This window comes from Gordonia sp. CPCC 205515, from assembly GCF_048537925.1.
GTDB lineage: Bacteria > Actinomycetota > Actinomycetes > Mycobacteriales > Mycobacteriaceae > Gordonia.
This window is the reverse complement of the sequence record NZ_JBCLVJ010000007.1, coordinates 223,196-242,710: the sequence shown is the minus strand read 5'-3', so window position 1 is coordinate 242,710 and position 19,515 is coordinate 223,196. Positions and strand designations below refer to the sequence as shown.

At 68.1% G+C, this 19,515-nt stretch carries 19 protein-coding genes; 5 read left to right on the top strand and 14 right to left on the bottom strand.

The annotated features are described in order from the left end of the window. Positions 1 to 52: 52 nt before the first annotated feature. From mnhG to AAFP30_RS10215, 6 genes are read right to left on the bottom strand one after another with little or no spacing between them, the layout of a single operon-like run. Positions 53 to 385 (bottom strand): monovalent cation/H(+) antiporter subunit G, encoded by a 333-nt coding sequence (mnhG, locus tag AAFP30_RS10240; RefSeq protein ID WP_419229792.1) that lies wholly within the window; start codon positions 383 to 385, stop codon positions 53 to 55. Beyond that, positions 382 to 645 carry a monovalent cation/H+ antiporter complex subunit F gene (locus tag AAFP30_RS10235; protein ID WP_419229791.1) on the bottom strand — a complete coding sequence of 88 codons (264 nt, stop codon included), beginning with the start codon at positions 643 to 645 and terminating at the stop codon, positions 382 to 384. The genes mnhG and AAFP30_RS10235 overlap by 4 nt, the downstream gene beginning before the upstream one ends. Beyond that, on the bottom strand, positions 642 to 1,352 hold the full coding sequence (locus AAFP30_RS10230) for a Na+/H+ antiporter subunit E (protein ID WP_419229790.1): 711 nt from the start codon (positions 1,350 to 1,352) through the stop codon (positions 642 to 644). Before AAFP30_RS10230 ends, AAFP30_RS10235 begins: the two co-directional genes overlap by 4 nt. Next, the gene (locus tag AAFP30_RS10225; protein WP_419229789.1) at positions 1,349 to 2,959 is read right to left on the bottom strand and encodes a Na+/H+ antiporter subunit D; all 1,611 of its coding nucleotides are present in this window, start codon (positions 2,957 to 2,959) and stop codon (positions 1,349 to 1,351) included. The genes AAFP30_RS10230 and AAFP30_RS10225 overlap by 4 nt, the downstream gene beginning before the upstream one ends. Continuing rightward, complete coding sequence (locus AAFP30_RS10220; RefSeq protein ID WP_419229788.1) at positions 2,956 to 3,543, bottom strand: Na(+)/H(+) antiporter subunit C; 588 nt, start codon at positions 3,541 to 3,543, stop codon at positions 2,956 to 2,958. Before AAFP30_RS10220 ends, AAFP30_RS10225 begins: the two co-directional genes overlap by 4 nt. Continuing rightward, on the bottom strand, positions 3,540 to 6,461 hold the full coding sequence (locus AAFP30_RS10215; protein ID WP_419229787.1) for a Na+/H+ antiporter subunit A: 2,922 nt from the start codon (positions 6,459 to 6,461) through the stop codon (positions 3,540 to 3,542). The genes AAFP30_RS10220 and AAFP30_RS10215 overlap by 4 nt, the downstream gene beginning before the upstream one ends. A gap of 74 nt (positions 6,462 to 6,535) precedes the next feature. On the opposite strand from AAFP30_RS10215, the gene AAFP30_RS10210 reads away from it, so the two are divergent. Both AAFP30_RS10210 and AAFP30_RS10205 read left to right on the top strand, forming a co-directional pair. Continuing rightward, positions 6,536 to 6,967 carry a hypothetical protein gene (locus AAFP30_RS10210; protein WP_419229786.1) on the top strand — a complete coding sequence of 144 codons (432 nt, stop codon included), beginning with the start codon at positions 6,536 to 6,538 and terminating at the stop codon, positions 6,965 to 6,967. 116 nt (positions 6,968 to 7,083) lie between these two features. Next, a complete protein-coding gene (locus AAFP30_RS10205) occupies positions 7,084 to 7,614 on the top strand; it encodes a hypothetical protein (protein ID WP_419229785.1) in 531 nt (176 codons plus the stop codon). A 1-nt stretch (position 7,615) separates the two neighbouring features. Here AAFP30_RS10205 and AAFP30_RS10200 read toward each other — a convergent pair whose 3' ends face one another. Genes AAFP30_RS10200 through glp form a run of 4 tightly spaced genes read right to left on the bottom strand, consistent with a single transcriptional unit; the run spans position 7,616 to position 12,933 of the window. Beyond that, complete coding sequence (locus AAFP30_RS10200) at positions 7,616 to 9,901, bottom strand: AAA family ATPase (RefSeq protein WP_419229784.1); 2,286 nt, start codon at positions 9,899 to 9,901, stop codon at positions 7,616 to 7,618. After that, positions 9,898 to 10,917, bottom strand: coding sequence for a CDP-alcohol phosphatidyltransferase family protein (locus AAFP30_RS10195; protein WP_419229783.1), 1,020 nt, complete (start codon positions 10,915 to 10,917; stop codon positions 9,898 to 9,900). The genes AAFP30_RS10200 and AAFP30_RS10195 overlap by 4 nt, the downstream gene beginning before the upstream one ends. Before the next feature lie 3 nt (positions 10,918 to 10,920). Then, complete coding sequence (locus AAFP30_RS10190; protein ID WP_419230152.1) at positions 10,921 to 11,637, bottom strand: phosphatidylserine decarboxylase; 717 nt, start codon at positions 11,635 to 11,637, stop codon at positions 10,921 to 10,923. Positions 11,638 to 11,688: 51 nt separating this feature from the next. Beyond that, the gene (gene glp / locus AAFP30_RS10185; RefSeq protein WP_419229782.1) at positions 11,689 to 12,933 is read right to left on the bottom strand and encodes a gephyrin-like molybdotransferase Glp; all 1,245 of its coding nucleotides are present in this window, start codon (positions 12,931 to 12,933) and stop codon (positions 11,689 to 11,691) included. A gap of 61 nt (positions 12,934 to 12,994) precedes the next feature. Between glp and AAFP30_RS10180 the strand changes: the two genes are divergently transcribed. Further along, positions 12,995 to 13,792: an HAD-IIA family hydrolase gene (locus AAFP30_RS10180; protein ID WP_419229781.1), complete on the top strand. Its 798-nt coding sequence runs from the start codon at positions 12,995 to 12,997 to the stop codon at positions 13,790 to 13,792. On the opposite strand, the gene AAFP30_RS10175 is transcribed toward AAFP30_RS10180, so the two are convergent. From AAFP30_RS10175 to AAFP30_RS10160, 4 genes are all read right to left on the bottom strand, one after another. Then, positions 13,793 to 14,266, bottom strand: a complete 474-nt coding sequence (locus tag AAFP30_RS10175) for an SRPBCC family protein (RefSeq protein ID WP_419229780.1) — start codon at positions 14,264 to 14,266, stop codon at positions 13,793 to 13,795. A 66-nt stretch (positions 14,267 to 14,332) separates the two neighbouring features. Further along, the gene (locus tag AAFP30_RS10170; protein WP_419229779.1) at positions 14,333 to 14,761 is read right to left on the bottom strand and encodes a DUF350 domain-containing protein; all 429 of its coding nucleotides are present in this window, start codon (positions 14,759 to 14,761) and stop codon (positions 14,333 to 14,335) included. A gap of 122 nt (positions 14,762 to 14,883) precedes the next feature. Continuing rightward, the gene (locus AAFP30_RS10165) at positions 14,884 to 15,996 is read right to left on the bottom strand and encodes an acyl-CoA dehydrogenase family protein (protein WP_419229778.1); all 1,113 of its coding nucleotides are present in this window, start codon (positions 15,994 to 15,996) and stop codon (positions 14,884 to 14,886) included. Positions 15,997 to 16,048: 52 nt separating this feature from the next. Then, positions 16,049 to 17,242: an acyl-CoA dehydrogenase family protein gene (locus AAFP30_RS10160; protein ID WP_419229777.1), complete on the bottom strand. Its 1,194-nt coding sequence runs from the start codon at positions 17,240 to 17,242 to the stop codon at positions 16,049 to 16,051. 162 nt (positions 17,243 to 17,404) lie between these two features. Here AAFP30_RS10160 and AAFP30_RS10155 point away from each other — a divergent pair, with 162 nt between their 5' ends. Beyond that, a complete protein-coding gene (locus tag AAFP30_RS10155) occupies positions 17,405 to 17,983 on the top strand; it encodes a TetR/AcrR family transcriptional regulator (RefSeq protein ID WP_419229776.1) in 579 nt (192 codons plus the stop codon). Then, positions 17,980 to 19,410, top strand: a complete 1,431-nt coding sequence (locus AAFP30_RS10150; RefSeq protein WP_419229775.1) for an amidase — start codon at positions 17,980 to 17,982, stop codon at positions 19,408 to 19,410. Before AAFP30_RS10155 ends, AAFP30_RS10150 begins: the two co-directional genes overlap by 4 nt. Positions 19,411 to 19,515: the final 105 nt, after the last annotated feature.

Genomic DNA, 19,515 nt, shown 5'->3' with positions numbered 1-19,515 from the left:
TCTGGCTCGGATCTACGGCGAAAGGGCGGTCAGCTCGGGAACGGCGCACACCTCAGTCCCGATTCCCGACCTCCATGTCTTCGCGATCCATCAACCCGTCGCGGGCGCGTTGCTCCTGATAGACCAGCCGACCGATCCGATGCGCGATCACCGGCGCGGTGATCAACGCGAAAAGCCCTGCGAGGATCAGCATTCCGACGTCGACGTTCTTGCCGAGACGCAGCGCCGCACCGATCAACACCAGCAGCAGACCGAACGTCTGGGGTTTGGTCGCCGCATGCATTCGGCTCAACGTGTCGGGGAAACGCAGCATGCCGATCGACGTGGTCAGGGCGGCCAGGGAGCCGAGGATCAGCAGGATCGCGGAGATGATGTCGATGATCATGTCTGGTCATCCCGAACGCGGAAGCGGGCGATGGCCACCGACCCGACGAAACTCAACAGCGACAACGCAACAATGGCCGGCACCACTGTCGAATCCAGGCTGAACGCGGCCCACGCGCCGAGTCCGCACATACACAGCGCAATGATGGTGTCGAGCGCCACCAGACGGTCGAGGGTGGTGGGGCCGAGCAGGAACCGGATCGTCGTCAAAACCGCCGCCACCAACAACATTGCGGTCACGATCACCCACACATAGGTCATCGTCGGCTCCCTTCGACGTCGGCGCGATCGCTGTAGCGGACGTGGTGGTAGTCGTCGTCGATACCGTGGTACGGGCTCGGATGCCATTCGCTGTCCCGCTCGAACGCGCGGATGAACGAGCGCTCGACGAAGGCCACCTGCTTGTAGAAGGCCTTCACTTTCTTTTCGGTGCGCACGTCGAACACGTGGACATACAGCATCCGACGACGATGATCGATCTCGAGCACCATGGTGCCGGGCACGAGGTTCAGGTAGTCGACAGCCAAGGTCAGCACCATGTCGGACTTGATCGCGACCCGCACCCGGATCACTGCACCGAGCGGCGGACGGCCCGGCCGGATCGCCGCCCAGGCGACCTGTGCACTCGAGATGAAGAAGTCGACGAGTAACCGGCCGACCAGCATCAACACGGTGAATACGTGGATGCGGCCCTCCACCGGAACCCGCGGCAGTGGGAGCACGGTCACGACGATGATCGCGAGGACGAGACCGGCGAGAATGTTGGCCCAGGAGACGGTGCCCCACAACAGGACCCACACGAAGGTCAGCCAGCCGAGGGTCCACAGGCGGACGCCGACCTCGCGGGCATCACTGCCCAGCCAGCGCGGCAGGCGCAGATTCTCCCGCACCCACACCAGGGCGTGCACCAGATTCCAGAAGATGAACAGCAGCGACACCCGCCACGCGGTGATGATGCGAGCTTTCACTTCCCGTCACCTCCCAGGACTGCCTCGATATATACCCCACGATCGGTGATGTCGGTCGCCGCACGATCGGTGAAGCCGATGATCGGACCCGCCCAGAACGTGAGTACCAGGCCGGCGGCGACCATCGCGGCGGTCGGCAACACCATGCCGAGCGGCATGCGGCCGACGTCGGGGCGGTCGTCGAAGGCGATGTCGGAGCGCTCGTCGATCAGGGCCGAGGGTGCCCGGTCGGCGAGATCGCCCTCCGGGGCGTCGGCGCGCGGACGCCAGAAGCCCTTGGTCCAGATGCGAGCCATCACGTACAGGGTCAGCAGGCTGGTGACGACCGAACCGGCGACCAGGATCCAGGCCAGCACCGAGCCGTCCTGCACGCCCGCCTCGAGTAGGGCGACCTTGCCGATGAATCCGGAGAACGGCGGGATGCCACCGAGATTGAGCGCCGGGATCAGGAACAGCCCGGCCAGTACGGGGCTGGCGATGAGGCCGCCGAGTCGTCGCAGCGACGCCGAACCGGCCTGCCGTTCGATCAGCCCGACCACGAGGAACAGCGTGGTCTGCACCAGAATGTGGTGGGCGACATAGTAGATCGAGGCCGACAGCCCGAACCGCGACGACAACGCGATGCCGAACACCATGTAGCCGATGTGGCTGACCAGCGTGAACGAGAGCAGACGTTTGATGTCGGACTGGGCGATGGCACCGAAGATGCCGATCAACATGGTCAGCAGGCCGGCGATCATCAGCACGTTGTCCATCGATCCGCCGGGGAACAGCAGCGTGTGGGCGCGCATGATCGCGTACACACCGACCTTGGTCAGCAAGCCGGCGAACACCGCGGTGACCGGCGCGGGCGCAGTCGGATACGAGTCGGGCAGCCACGTCGACAGCGGGAAGACGGCCGCCTTGATACCGAACGCCACCAGGAGCACCGCGAACAGGGCGGTGCGGGTGCCCGACGGGACGTGGTCGAGGCGGGCGGCCATCTCCGCGAGGTTCAGCGTCCCCGTGGTCGCATAGGCGAAGGCGATGCCCGCCAGGAAGATCAGCGACGACACCATCGACACCATCACGTACGACGCACCGGCCCGGACGCGGTCGGCGCTGGCGCCCAGGGTCAGCAGCACGAAGCTCGCCGCGAGCAGCACCTCGAAGGAGACGTAGAGGTTGAACAGGTCGCCGGCCAGGAACGAGTTGCAGACTCCGGCGGTCAGGATCAGGTAGGTCGGCTGGAAGATCGACACCGGCTGCTGCTCGGTCCCGTCGCGGATACCCTGGCCGATCGCGTACACGATGACGCAGAGCAGCACGACGGTGGACACCACCAGCATCAGCGACGCCAGCTGGTCGACGACCAGTGTGATGCCCAACGGGCCGTTGGGATAGCCCTTGTCGCCCCAGCCGCCGATCTTGACGGCGAAGGTGCCGTACTCGTTGGTGAGGTACAGCAGCATGCACGACGCGATGAACGCGACCGCGATCGCGCCGACGGTGACCAGGCGCTGCATGCGCGGGCTGCGGCTCCACAGCATGCTGATCGCGGCGGCGACCAGCGGCACCAGGAACGGCAGCGTGATGAGCACCGGGACCCACGACGGTTGCGGGATCATCGCGGTGCTCCTTCTTCTTCGTCGGAGGTGTCGTCGCCGACCTCGTGGATGACGTCGTCGTCGTTCTCCGGCATGAGGTCGGTCTCGATGGTCTCGAGGTGCCGGGCCGCGTACTCCTCGGGGGTCAGCGGGTTGCCCTCGTCGTCGTAGAGGTCGCCGGCTGCGGTGTCGGCGAGGGTGACCGGGTCGTCGGTGCGGTCGCGGTCGGGGGCGTCCGACAGGGAGCCGGTGAGGATCTTGACGTCCTCGGTGTCGTCGTCGAGATCATCGTCGTCGCGGTTGATGACGAACAACCGGTAGACCATCGACAGCACAAAGGCGGCCACGCCCATGGTGATGACAATCGCGGTGAGGATCATCGCCTGGGCGAGCGCGTCGGAGTCCACGCCGCGGTCCTCGGACGTTCGACCGAGGATGGGCGGATTCCCCGCGTGCCCGGACACCACCAGGATCAGCAGGTTGATCGCATTGCCGCACAGCAGCAGGCCGAGCAGCATGCGGATCAGGCTGCGTTCCATCAGCAGATACGCGCCGCACGCCGCGAGCACTCCGACGACGATCAGCAGACCGAGGTTGATACTCATCGGCTCACCTGCCCGGCGGTCGGGCTCGTGGGCGCCGGCGAGTTGTCGAACGTGGTGGACTCGACGTCGAGGCGCGCGCCGAGGCTGCGCAGCACGTCGAGCACCAGTCCGACGACGATCAGGTAGATCCCCAGGTCGAAGAACAGTGCGGTGACCACTTTGACGTCACCGAGGACCGGCAGCGTCACCTCGAACACCGCCGACGACAGGGCGGGCGCACCCAGGAACATCGAGGTGACCGCGGTCAGGCTGGAGATAGCCAGGCCCGCGCCCAGGATGCGGCCCGGTTCGATGGGCAGCGCTTCCCCGAGTTCGTAGCGTCCGCCCGCGAGGTAGCGCAGCACCAGCGCCAGACCCATGGTGAGGCCGCCGGCGAAACCGCCGCCGGGGGCGTTGTGGCCGGCGAAGAAGAAGTAGATGGACAGCACGACCATGGTCGGGAAGATGAGCCGGGTGGTGGCCTCGAGGATCATCGATCGGTGCCGTGGGTCGCGGAAGTCGCTGCCGAGTAGCCAGCGGGTGCGATCCGGTGGGATCAGGTCGTCCTCATCGCCGTTGCCGTTGCCGTTGCCGTTGTTCTGCAGTCGGGCCGCGTCGGCGACCCGAGGAACCGCGCCGAACCGCCGGTTGCGGAACACCATTGAGGCGACGCCGGTGGCGGCGACGATCAGCACCGAGACCTCGCCGAGGGTGTCCCAGGCGCGGATGTCGACGAGCAGCACGTTCACCGCGTTCGCGCCGTGGCCGTACTTGTAGGCGGCTTCGGGGATGTCGACGTGCAGCGGTTGATCGGTGCGCGCGGCCGACGCGAACAGGCCGATCACCACCAGAGACGCGCCGAACGCGACACCGATCAGTGCCCGCAGGGTGCGGAATCCGGTGGCGTGCCGGGGCTCGGGTTCGGCCGGCAGCTTGCGCAGCACCAGCACGAAGATGACCAGGGTCAGCGTCTCGACCAGGAATTGGGTGAGCGCGAGGTCGGGGGCGCCGTAGAGCGCGAACAGCATCCCGGCGCCGTATCCGGTGAGTCCGACGACGAGGGTGCCGGCGAGACGGTTGCGCATCACCGTCGCTGCGAGCGCACCGGCGATCATGATCACGCCGATGACCAGCTGGGAGACGGTGTCGAATCCGGCGATTTCGAGGCGGTTGCGGGATCCCCAGGCCAGAGCGGCGAGCGGCACGATGATGGCGGTCGACAGGATCACGCCCTGGGTGATGGGGAGCGAACCGCGCTGCGTGTTGCGGGTGAGCATCAGCGACAGGGTGTCGGCGGTGCGCAGTGTGGCGTCGTAGATCCGGTCGGCGTTGAGGATCGGACGGTAACGGAACAGCAGGTCACGGAGTCGTCGGGTGATCAGGAACAGCAACGAACCGGCCACGACGACGACGATCGAGAACCAGACCGGCAGCCCGAATCCGTGCCACATCGCGAGGTGCTCGAGTTCGTGTCCGTAGGCAGGCAGCGTCTCGGCGTAGGGCTCGAAGACGTCGCCGATCCAGGGGCTCGCGAACCCGGCGACGACGCCGCCGATGGCCAGCAGGATCGGTGCGGCCAGGAACATCGGCGTCGGCGGATGCATCTTCGCGACCGCGGGGCTCGGGGTGGCGCGGACCTTGCGGCCGAAGGCGCCCCACAGGAAACGGCAGGTGTAGGCGAAGGTGATGACCGAGCCGACGAGCAGCACGATGTCGATGGTGTGGGACTGCCAGGGCAGGTAGGCGCCGGTATCCCAGACCGATCCGAAGGCGGTCTCCTTGCCGACGAATCCGATGGTGAACGGCAGCCCGGCCATGCTCGCGCCCGCGACCGCGGCGATGACCATGAGTCCGGGCAGCCGCTGTCCGAGACGGGCGAGCTTGCGGATGTCGCGGGTACCCGTGGCGTGGTCGATGATGCCGACGACCATGAACAGGCAGGCCTTGAACATGGCGTGCGCGACCAGCATGGCGAGACCGGCCATCGCGACGTTGGCGTCGCCGATGCCGAGCAGGACCGCCATGAACCCGAGCTGGGAGACCGTGCCGAAGGCGAGGACGAGTTTGAGGTCGAGCTCGCGCAGCGATCGCCAACCACCGATCACCATGGTGATCATGCCGAGGACGACGACCGAGATGTGCCAGCTCGGGGTCGTGGAGAAGGCCGGGGCCAGCCGAGCGATCAGGTAGATGCCGGCCTTGACCATGGCCGCCGCATGCAGGTACGCGCTGACCGGGGTCGGTGCGGCCATCGCGCCGGGCAGCCAGAAATGGAACGGCACGATCGCCGACTTGCTCAGCGCGCCGATCAGCAGCAGCACCACCGCACAGTCGATGTAGACGCTCGACGACGGCGGGTTCGCGATGATCTCCGAGAGCAGATAGGTGCCGGTGCGTTCGCCGAGCATGATGATGCCGACCAGCATCGCGAGGCCGCCGAACGTGGTGACCAGCAAGGCCTGCGTGGCGGCGCGACGCGACGTGGCGCGCATCGCGTAGAAGCCGACGAGCATGAACGACAGGACGGTCGTGAGCTCCCAGAACACGTAGAGCACGAGCATGTTGTCGCTGACGACGAGCGCGAGCATTGCGGCCGCGAACGCGATCATCTCGCCGCCGAACACCTGGACGCGGGGGCGGGGGTCGTCGAAGTAATGGGCGCAGTAACAGAGGACGAGCGAGCCCACGCCGAGGATCAGCACCGACATGATCGCGGCCAGGGTGTCGAACCGCGTGACGATGTCCATGTTGAGCACCGGCACCCAGGTCAGTGTCTCGACCCGTGGCGGCTGGCCGGGTTCGGGCCAATGGAGGAACACCCAGATCAGTGCGGCCGCCGGGGCGAGGGCGAGGACGTAGAAACCGCGAGTGCCGAGGAGACGGATCACCGGGGGCGCGAGCAGCGCGCAGAGCGCGAGCGCAGCCAACACAGCGATCAAAGGGCACACCGTCTTTCGGGTTCGGGCGGGGTGTCACGGGCAGCGCCCGCGGTGTCTACCTTACCGTTACGGTCATGTTCGGATTCGTCCGGTCGGCGGCACGGCTGCTCGTCGCCCTCGTCGTCGTACTCACGTTCCTCGGTCTGGCGACCGGATGCGGAAGCGACGAAAATCAGGCGCCACCTGGGGCGGCGCTGCCGAAAGACTTTCCGACCGAGCAGGTTCCGCTGGTCACCGGCACGGTGCTCAGTGCCGACGGCACCGCCGCAGAGGGCTGGTCGGTGACCGTTCAGGCCGGCGCCGATCAGGGCAACGCGGTCGACGCCGCCGTGACCACTCTCACCAAGAGCGGATACACGGAGTCGCAGCGCACCGAGACGGGCGCGCAGAAAACGGTGCTGCTGTCTGCCGACAAGGACGGCACCACCTACTGGGTACAGGTCGGGAGCACCCCGGGCGCCGCGGGCGGTGGGCAGTCGGTGTTCTACCAGGTGACGGCGAAGTAGCCCTGTCCGGATAGTCCGACCTCACAGGGACCTGACAGCCCCGCGGCAGTCCCTCGACAGTCGGCGTCGGGATCGTGGATCTCACCAATCCACGCCAGAAAGCGAGACAACAGAACATGTCCACACCGCAGGGGGCACCGGTGGCCTCTCCCGAAGCAACGACCCAGGTCCTCGACGACCAGTACACCCAGCACTTCACGCAACCCGCACCCCAGCAGCCACAGCCGGAGGGTGTCTCCGACAAGCTGCGCAACGCCATCATCGCCGGCGGCATCGGCGTCGCGGTGGTGTTCGGTCTCCTCGGGTTCGGTGCCGGTTACCTGGTCGGTGACTCGTCGTCGAACTCGAACCAGGGGCCGGGCATGAACATGCAGCGCGGCGGCATGGGCGGCATGAACCAGATGCCGGGTGGTCAGGGCGGGATGGGCCAGATGCCCGGCGGCTCGGGCGGCACGACTCAGATGCCCGGCCAGGGTCAGCAAGGCCAGCAGATGCCGGGTCAGGGCGGCATGGGTCAGATGCCGATGCCGGGCCAGGGTGGCATGGGTCAGATGCCGGGCCAGGGCCAGCAGGGGCAGCAGCAGGTGCCCGGTCAGACCACCGCACCGCAGACCGGCCAGACCGGTCAGACGAGCCAGACCAGCTAGTTCACTCCAGCCGACGCTCGGCGTAGCTGCGTAGGTTCTCCACCTGCGCGGCGTCGAGCGACGGCCGGACCCGATCACGCGCCACCGTGACGTCCTCGGCCGTCACGGTGGCCGCGTCGATGTCGCGACGCATCGCCGAGAGGGCCGCCTCCCGCAGCAGTGCCGCGCAGTCGGCGGCCGAGTAGCCCTCGAGATCGGTGGCCAGTGCGTCGAGGTCGACGTCGTCGGCCAGCGGCACCTTGCGTCCGGAGGTGCGCAGGATGTCCCCGCGCGCCGCGGCGTCCGGCGGCGGCACGAACACCAGCCGCTCCAACCGGCCCGGACGCAGCAGGGCCGGGTCGATCAGGTCCGGCCGGTTCGTCGCACCCAGCACGACGACGTCTTGCAGCGGTTCGACGCCGTCGAGTTCGGTCAGCAGCGCGGCGACCACCCGGTCGCCGACCCCGGAATCCGTCGACTGTCCGCGGCGCGGGGCGAGCGCGTCGATCTCGTCCAGGAAGATGAGCGACGGCGCCGACTCGCGGGCTCGCGCGAACAGGTCGCGAACCGCCTTCTCCGACGACCCCACCCATTTGTCCATCAGTTCGGCGCCCTTGACGGTGTGCACCGAGAGTCGTCCCGAGGCGGCCAGCGCCCGCACGACGAAGGTCTTGCCGCAGCCGGGCGGCCCGAACAGCAGCACGCCGCGCGGCGGCTCCACACCCAGCCGGGTGAACGTGTCCGGATGCTGCAGCGGCCAGAGCACCGCCTCGGTCAGCGCCTGCTTGGTGTCGACCATGTCGCCGACGTCGTCGAGGGTGATCGATCCGAGGGCTACTTCGGGGGTGTCGAGCCGCGACACCGGACGGATCACCGACAGGGCGCCGACGAGGTCGTCGGTGCTCAGCGTCGCCTCGGTTGCGGCGCTCTCACCGCCGACGGCGCGGGCCGCGGCCCGCAGCGCGGCCTCCCGGCACAGTGCAGCCAGGTCGCCGGCAACGAAACCCGGTGTCCGCGAGGCAATCTCGTCGAGGTCGAGGTGTCCGTCGGTGGGTACGTCGGTGAGGATGACGCCCAGCAGGCGCGCGCGGGTGGCGGCGTCGGGCAGCCCGATGATCAGTTCCCGGTCGCACAGTGATGGGTCGCGGAGCCGGCTGTCGACGCGGACGGGTTCGGCGGTGGTGGCGATCAGCACGAGGTGGCCGTCGGCGATCGCGGTGCGCAGTTCGTCGAGGATCAGGGCGGAGACGGGTTCGGGGGACGCCGGTTCGGTCGCCGCGGGCAGGAGGGCGTCGACGTCGGTGATGAGCAGCACGCCGCCGCTGTCGCGCAGTCGGGCGATCGCCGACGACACGGTGGTCAGGCGCGCGGAGGCCTCGAGGGCGCCGACCGTCGGGCCGTCGAGCGTGGCCAGCGGCCGGTCCGCACACACCGACCGGGCCAGCGTAGCCTTGCCGCCGCCGGCAGGACCGGTGATCAGTACGCCCAGCCGCGGTACGGCGCCGAGTCGTCGCAGCACTTCCGGTTCGTCGAGGGTGATCGAGAGCCACTCGGTCAGCTTCGCCACCTGGGTGTCGACGCCGACCAGACTCGACACCGGTCGAATGGCGACCGGCTGCGCCTCCGGCACCGGAACGCTCGATTCGGCCGCGGCAAAACCGGCGGCGACGCCGACTCCCGGGAAGCCTCCCGCCGTCCCGCCCGACGCGGCGAATCCCATCGCACTGCCCGACGGCGGTCGCGCCGACTGCCCGGCCCACAGCACCGCGGTGTTGGTCTGCACACTCACCGGGCCGGCGGGGTCGGTCGCGGTCACGGTCAACAGTTCATTGGTCCAGGTGATGCCGACCGATGTGGTCAGCGCCCGGGTCGCGGCGCCCGCGGTCAGTTCCGGTCCGAGGTCACGCGGCAGCAGGGAGACGGCGTCGCCGACCGACACCACCTTGCCGAGTAGCGCGCGCCGCAGGGTGGCCTCGTCGACCGAGGCGGTCGCCAGCGCGGACCCACGAACGGTCAGTCGGCCCGCGCCGAACACCTTGACCGGCGCGAGGACCACCGACGCGTCCTCTTTGACCCCGGCGTTGGAGAAGGTGATGTCGTCGAGCAGTGCGGTGCCGGTGGGGGTCGATGCACCCGCCTCGGCCACCACGGCCGCGGTGACCCGCGCGCCGGTGATGGACACCGCATCCCATTCGCGCAGCCCGAGGGCGGCCAGCACCTCCGAGTGCACCCGCACGATCCCGCGTCGCGAGTCCGCCGCCGACGGATTCACGCGGGCGGTCAGTGTGAGCTGGACGGAACCGGTCATGGACGGGGTGGCTCCTCGGTCGGTTCGGTGCGCGGCTCGCCGGTGGGGCGGCGCAGACCCAACCGGGCCTGCGACCGTCCGGACCCACCCCGCGCCATCCGCCGCGGTTGGGCGCGGGCGATCGCCTTCCGTTCGGCGCGACGCTCGGCCGGGCGGGTGTCCCAGTGTTCGGGGCGGGAGGCGACCCAGCGCTGGTTGCGCCACGCGAACGGGATGTGCGCGAGATAGGCGACGACCAGGACCATCATCAGGATGTACGGGAATGTGACGAGCAGGGCCGCGCCGATCGCGACCAGCGTCAGCCCGCCGGCCAACGCGCGCGGCGGTACCGACGTCGCCTTCAGCGATGCGGTCGGCACCCGGCTCACCGCGAGTAGTGCGATGAACAGCAGCCACCCGCCGACGACCGGCCACGACGTCCACCACCCGGTACCGAACTGCTGCCAGACCGCGATCGGCAAGAGTGCGGAGAGGGCTGCCGCCGGCGCCGGCACGCCGACGAAGAAGTCTCGGGTGTAGCCGGGTGCATCGTCGTCGTCCAGCAGGGTGTTGAACCGGGCCAGTCGGAGCACGATCGCGCAGCAGTAGATGAGGATCAGCACCCATCCGGTGCGTTCGCCCGGCATCAGGCTGACGTAGACGAGCATCGCGGGTACCACACCGAAGTTGATGGCGTCGGCGAGCGAATCGATCTCCGCACCCATCCGGCTGGTGGCGCCCATCATCCGGGCCACCCGGCCGTCGAGCCCGTCGAGCACGGCGGCCGCGACCACGAGCATCATCGCGAGGTCGATCTTGTTGTCGCCGGCCATCCGGATCGCGGTCAGGCCGGCGCAGATGGCGAGAATCGTCAGGGCCGACGGTACGAACATCCGGCCGGCCGCGGCCTGCTTCGACACCTGCGCGCCGAAGCCGGTGCGGGTGCGCGTCGATGGTCGTGCGGCGGTGCCGCGCGGGGCGTGGGTGGTGGGGGTGCGGGTCGTCCGCGGACGGTCGGGTCGTCGGGTGTTCGGCATGGGTCAGGTCAGTGTCGCGAACACGGTTTCGGCGCCGACGGCCCGCTGACCGACGAGGACCTGGGGCACTGCGCCGGACGGGAGGTACACGTCGACGCGTGAGCCGAAGCGGATGAGGCCGTAGGTGGCGCCGACGGCCAGGTCGTCGCCGACACCGGGATCGCAGACGATGCGGCGGGCGATGAGGCCGGCGATCTGTACCACGGCGACGTCGTGGGTGCCGGAGCCGACCGGGCAGCGCAGCGTCATCGTGGTGCGTTCGTTGACGGTGCTGGCCTCGGGCAGATCCGCGGAGACGAACGATCCCGGCGTGTGGGTCACCGAGGTGACGGTGCCGGTGATCGGGACGCGCTGGACGTGCACGTCGAAGATCGACAGGAACGTCGAGACGCGGGGGAGCGGCTGGTCACCGAGCCCGGCCTCGGGCGGCGGCACCGCCTCGTCGACCAGGGAAATCGTGCCATCCGCGGGGGCCACGACCGCGCCCACGGTGGTGGGCGAAACCCGCGCGGGATGCCGGAAGAACGCGGCGCAGGCGGCGGCGGTGACCGCGGCCGGGCGGGCGATCCACGGATGGTGTCGACCCGCGACCGCGATGGCCGCGGGCACGGCGACGAACGGGAGTCCCGCGCGGTGCAGGGGTGGAATGGTTTCGCGGGCGAGGTCGACGAGGTGACCTGCTGCGTTGGGCGAGCCGTCCGGACGCGGGCGCCTGGCCACCATCGACCTCCTGTAGAACACGGGATGTCCGGGACGTCCGGACCCTTGGGCTCAGCTTACGGTGACGCTCGGCAGGGCACCGAGGACGACCACGTCGACCGGACTGCCCGCCGCGACCTCCTCGACGCCGACGGCGATGTCGATCAGTGCATCGGCACCCGCGAGGTAGCGCAGATGATGCGACGACGGAGGTCCGATCGGATCGACGGTGGGGGCGCCGCTGTCGTCGACGCCGAGGACTCCACGCAGGAACTGGCGTTTGGTGGCGGGGGAGCGGACGTCGGCGTGCAGGGTCGCGGTGATCCGTGGCCGGTCGTCGGGGAGCCCCATCGCCGCACGCAGTGGGGTCCGGATGAACACCTCGAACGACACCAAGGAGCTGACCGGGTTGCCCGGCAGCGTGATGATCGGCACTCGACGACCGCTCGGGCTGACGTGATGTCCGCTGCCCTGCGGCATCCCCGGCTGCATCGCGACCTTGACGAATTCGACGGCACCGCCGGTGGCCAGCGCATCCTTCACCACCTCGAATGCGCCGGCGCTCACCCCGCCCGAGGTGATGATCAGGTCGGCGTCGTCGCTGATCTCGTCGAGGCGCGCGCGGAACTCCGCGACCTCGTCGGTCACGTAGTGCATATGGGTGGCCGCCGCACCTGCCTCGATCGCCGCGGCGGTCAGCATCGGGCCGTTCGACTCGTAGATCTGGCCGTGCTGCAACGGTGTGCCGGGGGTGATCAACTCGGTGCCGGTGGAGAGCACTACCACCCGCAACCGTGGGACGACCGCCACCTCGGTGATGCCGAGTGCGGCGAGCAAGCCCACCTGAGGCGCGCCGAGCAGGGTGCCCGCACGCAACGCGGACTCCCCGGATTCGATGTCGGAGCCGGCGCGGCGCACATGCCGGCCGGCGGGCACCGCGTCGCTGATGGTGACGGCGTCGGTACCGCCGTCGGTGGCCTCCACCGGAATCACCGCGTCGGCACCGTCGGGCATCGGGGCGCCGGTCATGATGCGGTGCGCGGTGCCCGTCGCCAACGTCAGCCGATCGATGCGACCGGCCGGGATGTCCTCGGCGACCGGCAGTGATACCGGTGAACCCGGCGTTGCCGAGGCGATCTCGGCGGCGCGCACCGCGTACCCGTCCATCGCCGAGTTGTCGAACCCGGGCAGTCCGATGGGTGCGGTGATGTCGTCGACAGTGACGCAGCCGAGCGCGTCGAAGACGGGAAGCCGTACGGCAGGAGGTGATTCGATCAGTGCCGCCACCGCGGCCTGATGGTCTGGGACCGAGCGCATCCAGTCAGCATGCCATCCCGCCGGCCGTGCGGGTTGCTGCAGTCGGGACTAGATTCTGACCATGACGCTCGGTTTGCTGCTCGACATCGACGGGGTGATGGTCACCTCGTGGCAGGCGCTGCCGGGGGCCGTCGACGCCGTCGCCACGCTGGCCGAGCGAGCCGTGCCCCGGATGTTCCTGACCAACACCACCTCGCGATCGCGGGATCAGATCGCGGACGCGCTGAACAAATGCGGCTTCGACGTGGCTGCCGGCGAGATCCTCACCGCCGCGGCGCTCACCGCGCATTACCTCGGTACCGAATACCCGGGTAAACGCGTGTGGGTGCTCAACGAGGGGCCGATCGCCGAGGACATGACCGGCGTGGAGATCGTCGACGACCCGGCCCGCGCCGAGGTGGTCGTCCTCGGCGGTGCCGGCCCGGTGTTCACCCACGAATCGTTGTCGAAGGTGCTCGAACTGATGATCGCCGGGGTGCCGGTCGTCGCCATGCATCGCTCGATGACCTGGTCGACGGCGCAGGGACTGTCCATCGACACCGGCGTCTACCTCGAAGGTCTGGAGAAGGCCGCCGGCCGCAAGATCCGGGCGATCGGCAAACCGTCGCCGCTCGGGTTCCGCGCCGCCGTCGAGCGCATGCAGCTCGAACCGACCCAGGTGGTGATGGTCGGCGACGACATGCAGAACGACGTGCTCGGCGCCCAGGCGGCCGCGTTGATCGGGGTGCTGGTCCGGACCGGCAAGTTCCGCGCGGAGGCGCTGCGGGATCTGCAGCGTGACGAGTTCGGGCCGGTGCCCGACCACATCATCGACTCGATCGCGGACCTGCCGGCCCTGATGGAGAAGTTGTCGTCCTGATCAGGCTGCGCGGGCTGCCGACGACTCGGCAGCGCGCTTGATCTTGCCCAGGGTCTCGGCCATGCCCAGCTTCAGTTCGGCCTCGAAGTTGGTGGTGCCACCCATGAACTTGTCCACCAGGAACGACGAGATCTTCGTCGTGCCGTTGGCCACCTCACGCCGCTCGGTCACCGTCACGCCGGAGGCCGTCGGTGCGATGGTGTAGGACCAGACGGTCTTGTTCTCCGCCACCCGGAAGCCGAGTTCCTTGTTGGGCGCGAAGCGGATGATCTTCGACGTCGTCGGCCACACGAGTACGCCGCGGCGATTGATGTTGATGCTCTTGGTGCCCATCCCCACGGGTTCACCGCGCAAGATCATCTTCTTGCACTGCGGGCTCCACTCGCCCATGCGCTTGAGATCGGAGATCACTGCCCAGACCTCTTCCGCGGTCGCGTTGATCTCGATGGATTCTTCGATGAGTGGTGCAGCCATGATGTGAGTCCCCCTCGTATCGGCCACCGGCGATCTGCCGGCTTCATGCGGGCCGAGAGTAGCAGTTCAGAACAGTACGGCGGTGCCGATGATTGCGCCGATCGCGACGAACAGGATGGCGCTGACGAACGCCGCGGGATGCTCGTCGTCGTAGATCACGGTGTCGCCGAGTTTGCCGGGTGTCACCCAGTCGACGAGCACGAAGGACCACATCATCACCGCGATCGCGAGGATCGTGTAGATAGTCGTGTACAGCAGACCGCGCCATAGTTCGAGTCCGGCCGACGCATTGATTCCGCAGACGAAGACGATCGCCAGGCCGATGATCTGGGCGACCACGAGCAGGGTGGCGTTGCGCTTGTGTTCGGTCCACAGGATGACGCGTAGTCGGCCGGGCGTCACCAGGTCGAGGGCGAAGAACCCGATGAAGAACAGCAGGATGCCGATGATGCTGTAGGCGGCGGCGTGCCCGACGTTGTCGCGAAGGAGTTCCACGCGTAAACCCTAGCGAGCGTTCCCTGTTCATCGGGCAGTTTGTCGCCAACACGTTTGGGACGACGCAATCCGGGCGCGCTGCTCGAGGCGGCGCGCCCGGATTGGCGGTACAGCAGCTCAGGTCAGCCGACGGTCACCATGTCGTAGTCGCCGACGGTGCGCGACAACGCGGACAGATGATCCGTGGCGTCGCCAAGGGTGTGCGAGATGGCAGTCAGGCGGGCCAGGTAGTGGCCGACCGGGTACTCGGCGGTCATGCCGATGCCGCCGTGCATCTGCACCGCTTCCTGTGCGATGTCGCGGCCCGAGCGGATGATCTGCAGCTTGGCGCGTGAGGCGATCGCCGGGTCACAGATGCCCGAGGCGAGCGCGGTGGTGGCGTAGAGGCTCATGCTGCGTGCCAGTTCCAGCTGTACGTACATGTCCGCGGCCCGCTGCGTCAGCGTCTGGAAGGTCGCCAGGGTCACACCGAACTGCTTGCGTGTCTTCAGGTATTCGACGGTGAGATCCATCGCGCGTTCCATCGCGCCCACGGCCTCTGCGCAGAGTGCGGTCTGCACGCCGACCTCGGCGTCGGCGATGATCTGCGATGCGTCGCCGCTGCCGAGTCGTGTTGCGGGCGTGTCGGAGAACTCGATCTGCGCGCCCCGACGACGGTCGCTGGTGCGGTACGCGGTACGGGTGACACCCGCCGCGTCGGCGTCGACCAGGAACAGCCCGATGCCGTCGTCGACCCGTGCCGACACGACCAGTTTGTCAGCGCAATCACCGTGGCCGACAAGGGTCTTGGTTCCGGTGAGCTTGTCGCCGGTGGCGGTGGTGGCCACCTTGGCGCCCGGCCAGCGGTCGCCCGGCTCGAGGTGTGCGAAGGCCATCAGCAGTTCGCCCTCGGCGAGGCCGCCGAGCAGTTCACCGCGAGTGGCGTCGTCGGCGGTCGCGGCGATCAGCGATCCGGGAACCAAGACCGAGTCCAGGTACGGCTCGGGTGCGATGGCGCGGCCGAGTTCGGTCATCACCGAGGTGAATTCGACCGGTCCGGCGCCCATGCCACCGTCGTCCTCGGGGAAGGTCAGACCGAGAATGCCGATCTCGGCCAACGACTTCCAGACGCCCTTGTCCCACCCGAGTTCGGTGTCGGTGACAGAGCGCAACGTCTCGATGTCGTACTTGCGGGTCAGTACCTCACGGACGGTGTCCCGCAACATCGTCTGTTCATCGGTGAGTTCGAAATCCATGAATGATCCCTCAGCGTCTATGTCTGGTGAAAAGTGTTGTGGCGATGTGGGTTTACAGACCCAGCACGGCCTTGTCGATGATCTGGCGCTGGACCTCGGACGAGCCGCCGTAGATGGAGACCTTGCGGTAGTTGAGGTAGGTCGGGACGCTCAGCTGGGCCCATTCCGGCGACGTCACGTCGGCGCTGCCGTTGCCGCCGCCGTCGATCGAGGACACCGGCAGGGAGTCCGGGCCGGCGATATCGGCGATCAGTTCGGTTGCCGCCTGCTGCAATTGGCTGCCCTTGAGCTTCAGCAGCGACGACGCCGGGTTCGGCTTGCCGTCGGCCGACGACGCGGCCACCCGCAGCTGGGTGAGTTCGAGGGCGAGCAGTTCGTTCTCGACCTCGGCGAGGCGGGCGGCGAACAGCGGATCGTCGAGCAGCGTCTTGCCATCAGCGGTCGCGGTTTCGCGAGCAAGCTGCTTGGCCGCGGCGAGCTTCACCTTGGTGTGGCCGATGCGGGCGATGCCGCTGCGCTCGTTGCCGAGCAGGAACTTCGCCTGCGTCCAGCCCTCGTTCTCGTTGCCGACCATGTTCTCCACCGGCACACGCACGTCGTTGAAGAAGACCTCGTTGACCTCGAAACCGCCGTCGATCAGCTGGATCGGCCGCAGTTCCACGCCCGGGGTGTCCATCGGGAAGAGGAACATGCTGATGCCCGCCTGCTTCTTGACATCCGGGTTGGTGCGGGCGAGGCAGAAGATCCAGTCGGCGTACTGGCCCAACGTGGTCCAGGTCTTCTGGCCGTTGATCACGTAGTGGTCGCCGTCGCGGACGGCGCGCGTCTTGAGCGAGGCGAGGTCGGAGCCGGCCTCGGGCTCGGAGAAGCCCTGGCACCACCAGATGTCGAGGTTTGCGGTCTTGGCGAGGAAGCGTTCCTTCATCTCCTGCGAACCGAACTGCGCGATGACCGGACCGATCATGCCGACGTTGAACGCCAGCAGATCCGGCACGTGTGCCAGCGCCATTTCTTCGCGGTAGATGTGGCTCTCGATCGGGGTCCAGTCCTTGCCGCCCCACTCGACCGGCCATCCGGGAGTCGCGACGCCGTGCTCGTTGAGGACGCGGGTGACGGTGACCATGTCCTCCGGAAAGTTGAGCTGGCCGGCGGCGGAGCGCTCGCGCAGATCCTCGGGCACCTTGGCAATGATGCTGCGGATCTCGTCGCGGAAGGTTTCTTCCTCAGGACTGAATTTCAGCTGCATGGGTTCTGTCTTACTCCTTGTCGAGGTGATTCGAGGCGCGCTCGCCGAAACCGGAAATCTGCATCGGTAACCCGCTCGAAGTGCACATGTAAGCAGTTGCTTAGGTACCAATCTACCGCCATGACGGTCTTAATGCAACGATCTTTGCAGTAATGTGCGGGTATGAGCACTGATGCACCGGACCGCACGGTCCGCACCCGTCCCGGTGGCCGCACTGCGCGCGTGCGATCGGCTGTCTACCGCGCGGTGGGTGAACTCGTCGACGGTGGGCGCGGGGCGACGATGACGATTCCGCAGATCGCCGAACAGGCCGGGGTGAACCCGACCACTGTCTATCGACGGTGGGGCACCGTCGACGCCCTGCTCGGTGAGGTGGCCGTTTTTGTGCTGACCCGGGAGGAGCACATCCCCGATCGGGGCCGACTGCACGACGACCTGCTCGAGTGGGGGGATGCGATGGCCATCGACATCGACAAGCCGGACCGCCGCGCGCATCTGCGCGCGATGATCTCCGCGCGCGACGGCGTCGTCGAGCTGTGCCCGTGCTGGGAGTTCCGTCGTCGGCAGGTCGAGGTGATGGTCGGACGCGCGCGCGACCGCGGTGAAGGAACGCCGACCGTCGATCAGGTTCTCGACCACGTCGTCGCTCCGCTGTACGGGAAGTCGGTGTTCGGACTGGCGATCGACCGCGCCTTCGGGGCGTCGCTCGTCGACGACGTGATGCGGATGGCGGCCGCGTGAAGAACGTTCACGCCTTCGGCGACGACTGCCTGGGTGACCTCGATGCGACGGCAGTCGCCGAAGCGATTGCGGCGGGCGAGTTCTCGGCCGCCGAGGCGCTGGAGGCGTCGCTTGCGCGGATCGACGCGGTGGAGCCTCACCTGCACGGTGTCGCTGTCGACGACCGGGAGCGAGCCCGTGTTCGCGCGCGGGACAACCGTTTTCCGGCAGGGTCGTTCGCCGGGGTGCCGTCGGCGATCAAGAACAACACCCTGTTCACCGGATTGCCCACCCGCCACGGCTCGGCTGCGGTGCCCGCCCGGCCGGCGACGGCGAACGAGCCGTTCACCGACCAGTTGCTCTCCACCGGACTCAACATCGTCGGAGCCACCACCCTGCCGCCGTTCGGTCTCACGGCGACAACTGAATTCGTCGACGACGAACCCACTCGCAACCCGTGGGGCACCGACTATTCCAGTGGTGCGTCGTCCGGCGGGTCCGCGGTGCTCGTCGCATCCGGGGCGCTACCGATCGCCCATGGCAACGACGGCGGCGGATCGATCCGCATCCCGGCCGCCGCCTGCGGCCTGGTGGGGCTCAAGCCCTCTCGTGGTCGGGTGGCACCCTCGCCCGAGGGTGAGGCCGCGCCGATCGACATCATCTCCAACGGCGTGCTGTCGCGGTCGGTGCGCGACACCGCCCGGTTCCTCGGTGACGCAGAGAGATTCCGTCGCGCGCCGGATATGCCGCCGGTCGGGCTCGTCGAAGGGGCGGCCACCCGCAGGCTGCGCATCGGGTTGATCACCGAGACGGTGACCGGCCGGCCGATCGACGACGACACCGCCGCCGCGATGAAACGGGCCGCCGATCTGCTGACGGTGCTCGGGCATCACGTCGAGCCGACGCCGATCCCGGTCGATGCGCGATTCGTGGAGCAGTTCGCCGACTACTGGGCGCTGCTGGCCTTCTCGCTGGAGTACTTCGGAAAACAGTTGATCGACAAGGGTTTCGATCGGCGTGCCATCGACCCGTTCACCCACGGGCTGTCGCGCAAGTACCTGCGCGGATTCTGGCGGACGCCGTCGTCGATCCTCGGTCTCAGACGCGCGGACGCCCGATTCCGTGCAGGCTTCGATCATTTCGACGTCGTCATGTCACCGACCCTCGCCCACACCACCCCGAAGATCGGCTACCTCGACCCGGCAGGCGATTTCGACCTGATCTTCGAACGCCTGGTGCACTACGTCGCCTTCACCCCGGCCAACAACACCACCGGGACTCCCGCGATCAGCCTGCCGATGGCGCAGACGTCGGCCGGCCTGCCCCTCGGCGTGCACTTCGCCGCGGACCGCGGTCGGGAACGGACCCTGCTCGAGTTGGCGTTCGAAATCGAAGCGGCGCAACCCTTTGCGCGGATACAGGATTCTCGCCAGCTCCCTGAGGTGTGAGGAGCGCAGCGGAGCCAGCCCGATCCCTGAGGTGTGAGGAGCGCAAGCGACGAGCCACGAAGGGTGACAAACCCTTCGTGGCTCGACGAACCGCTCAGTACACGG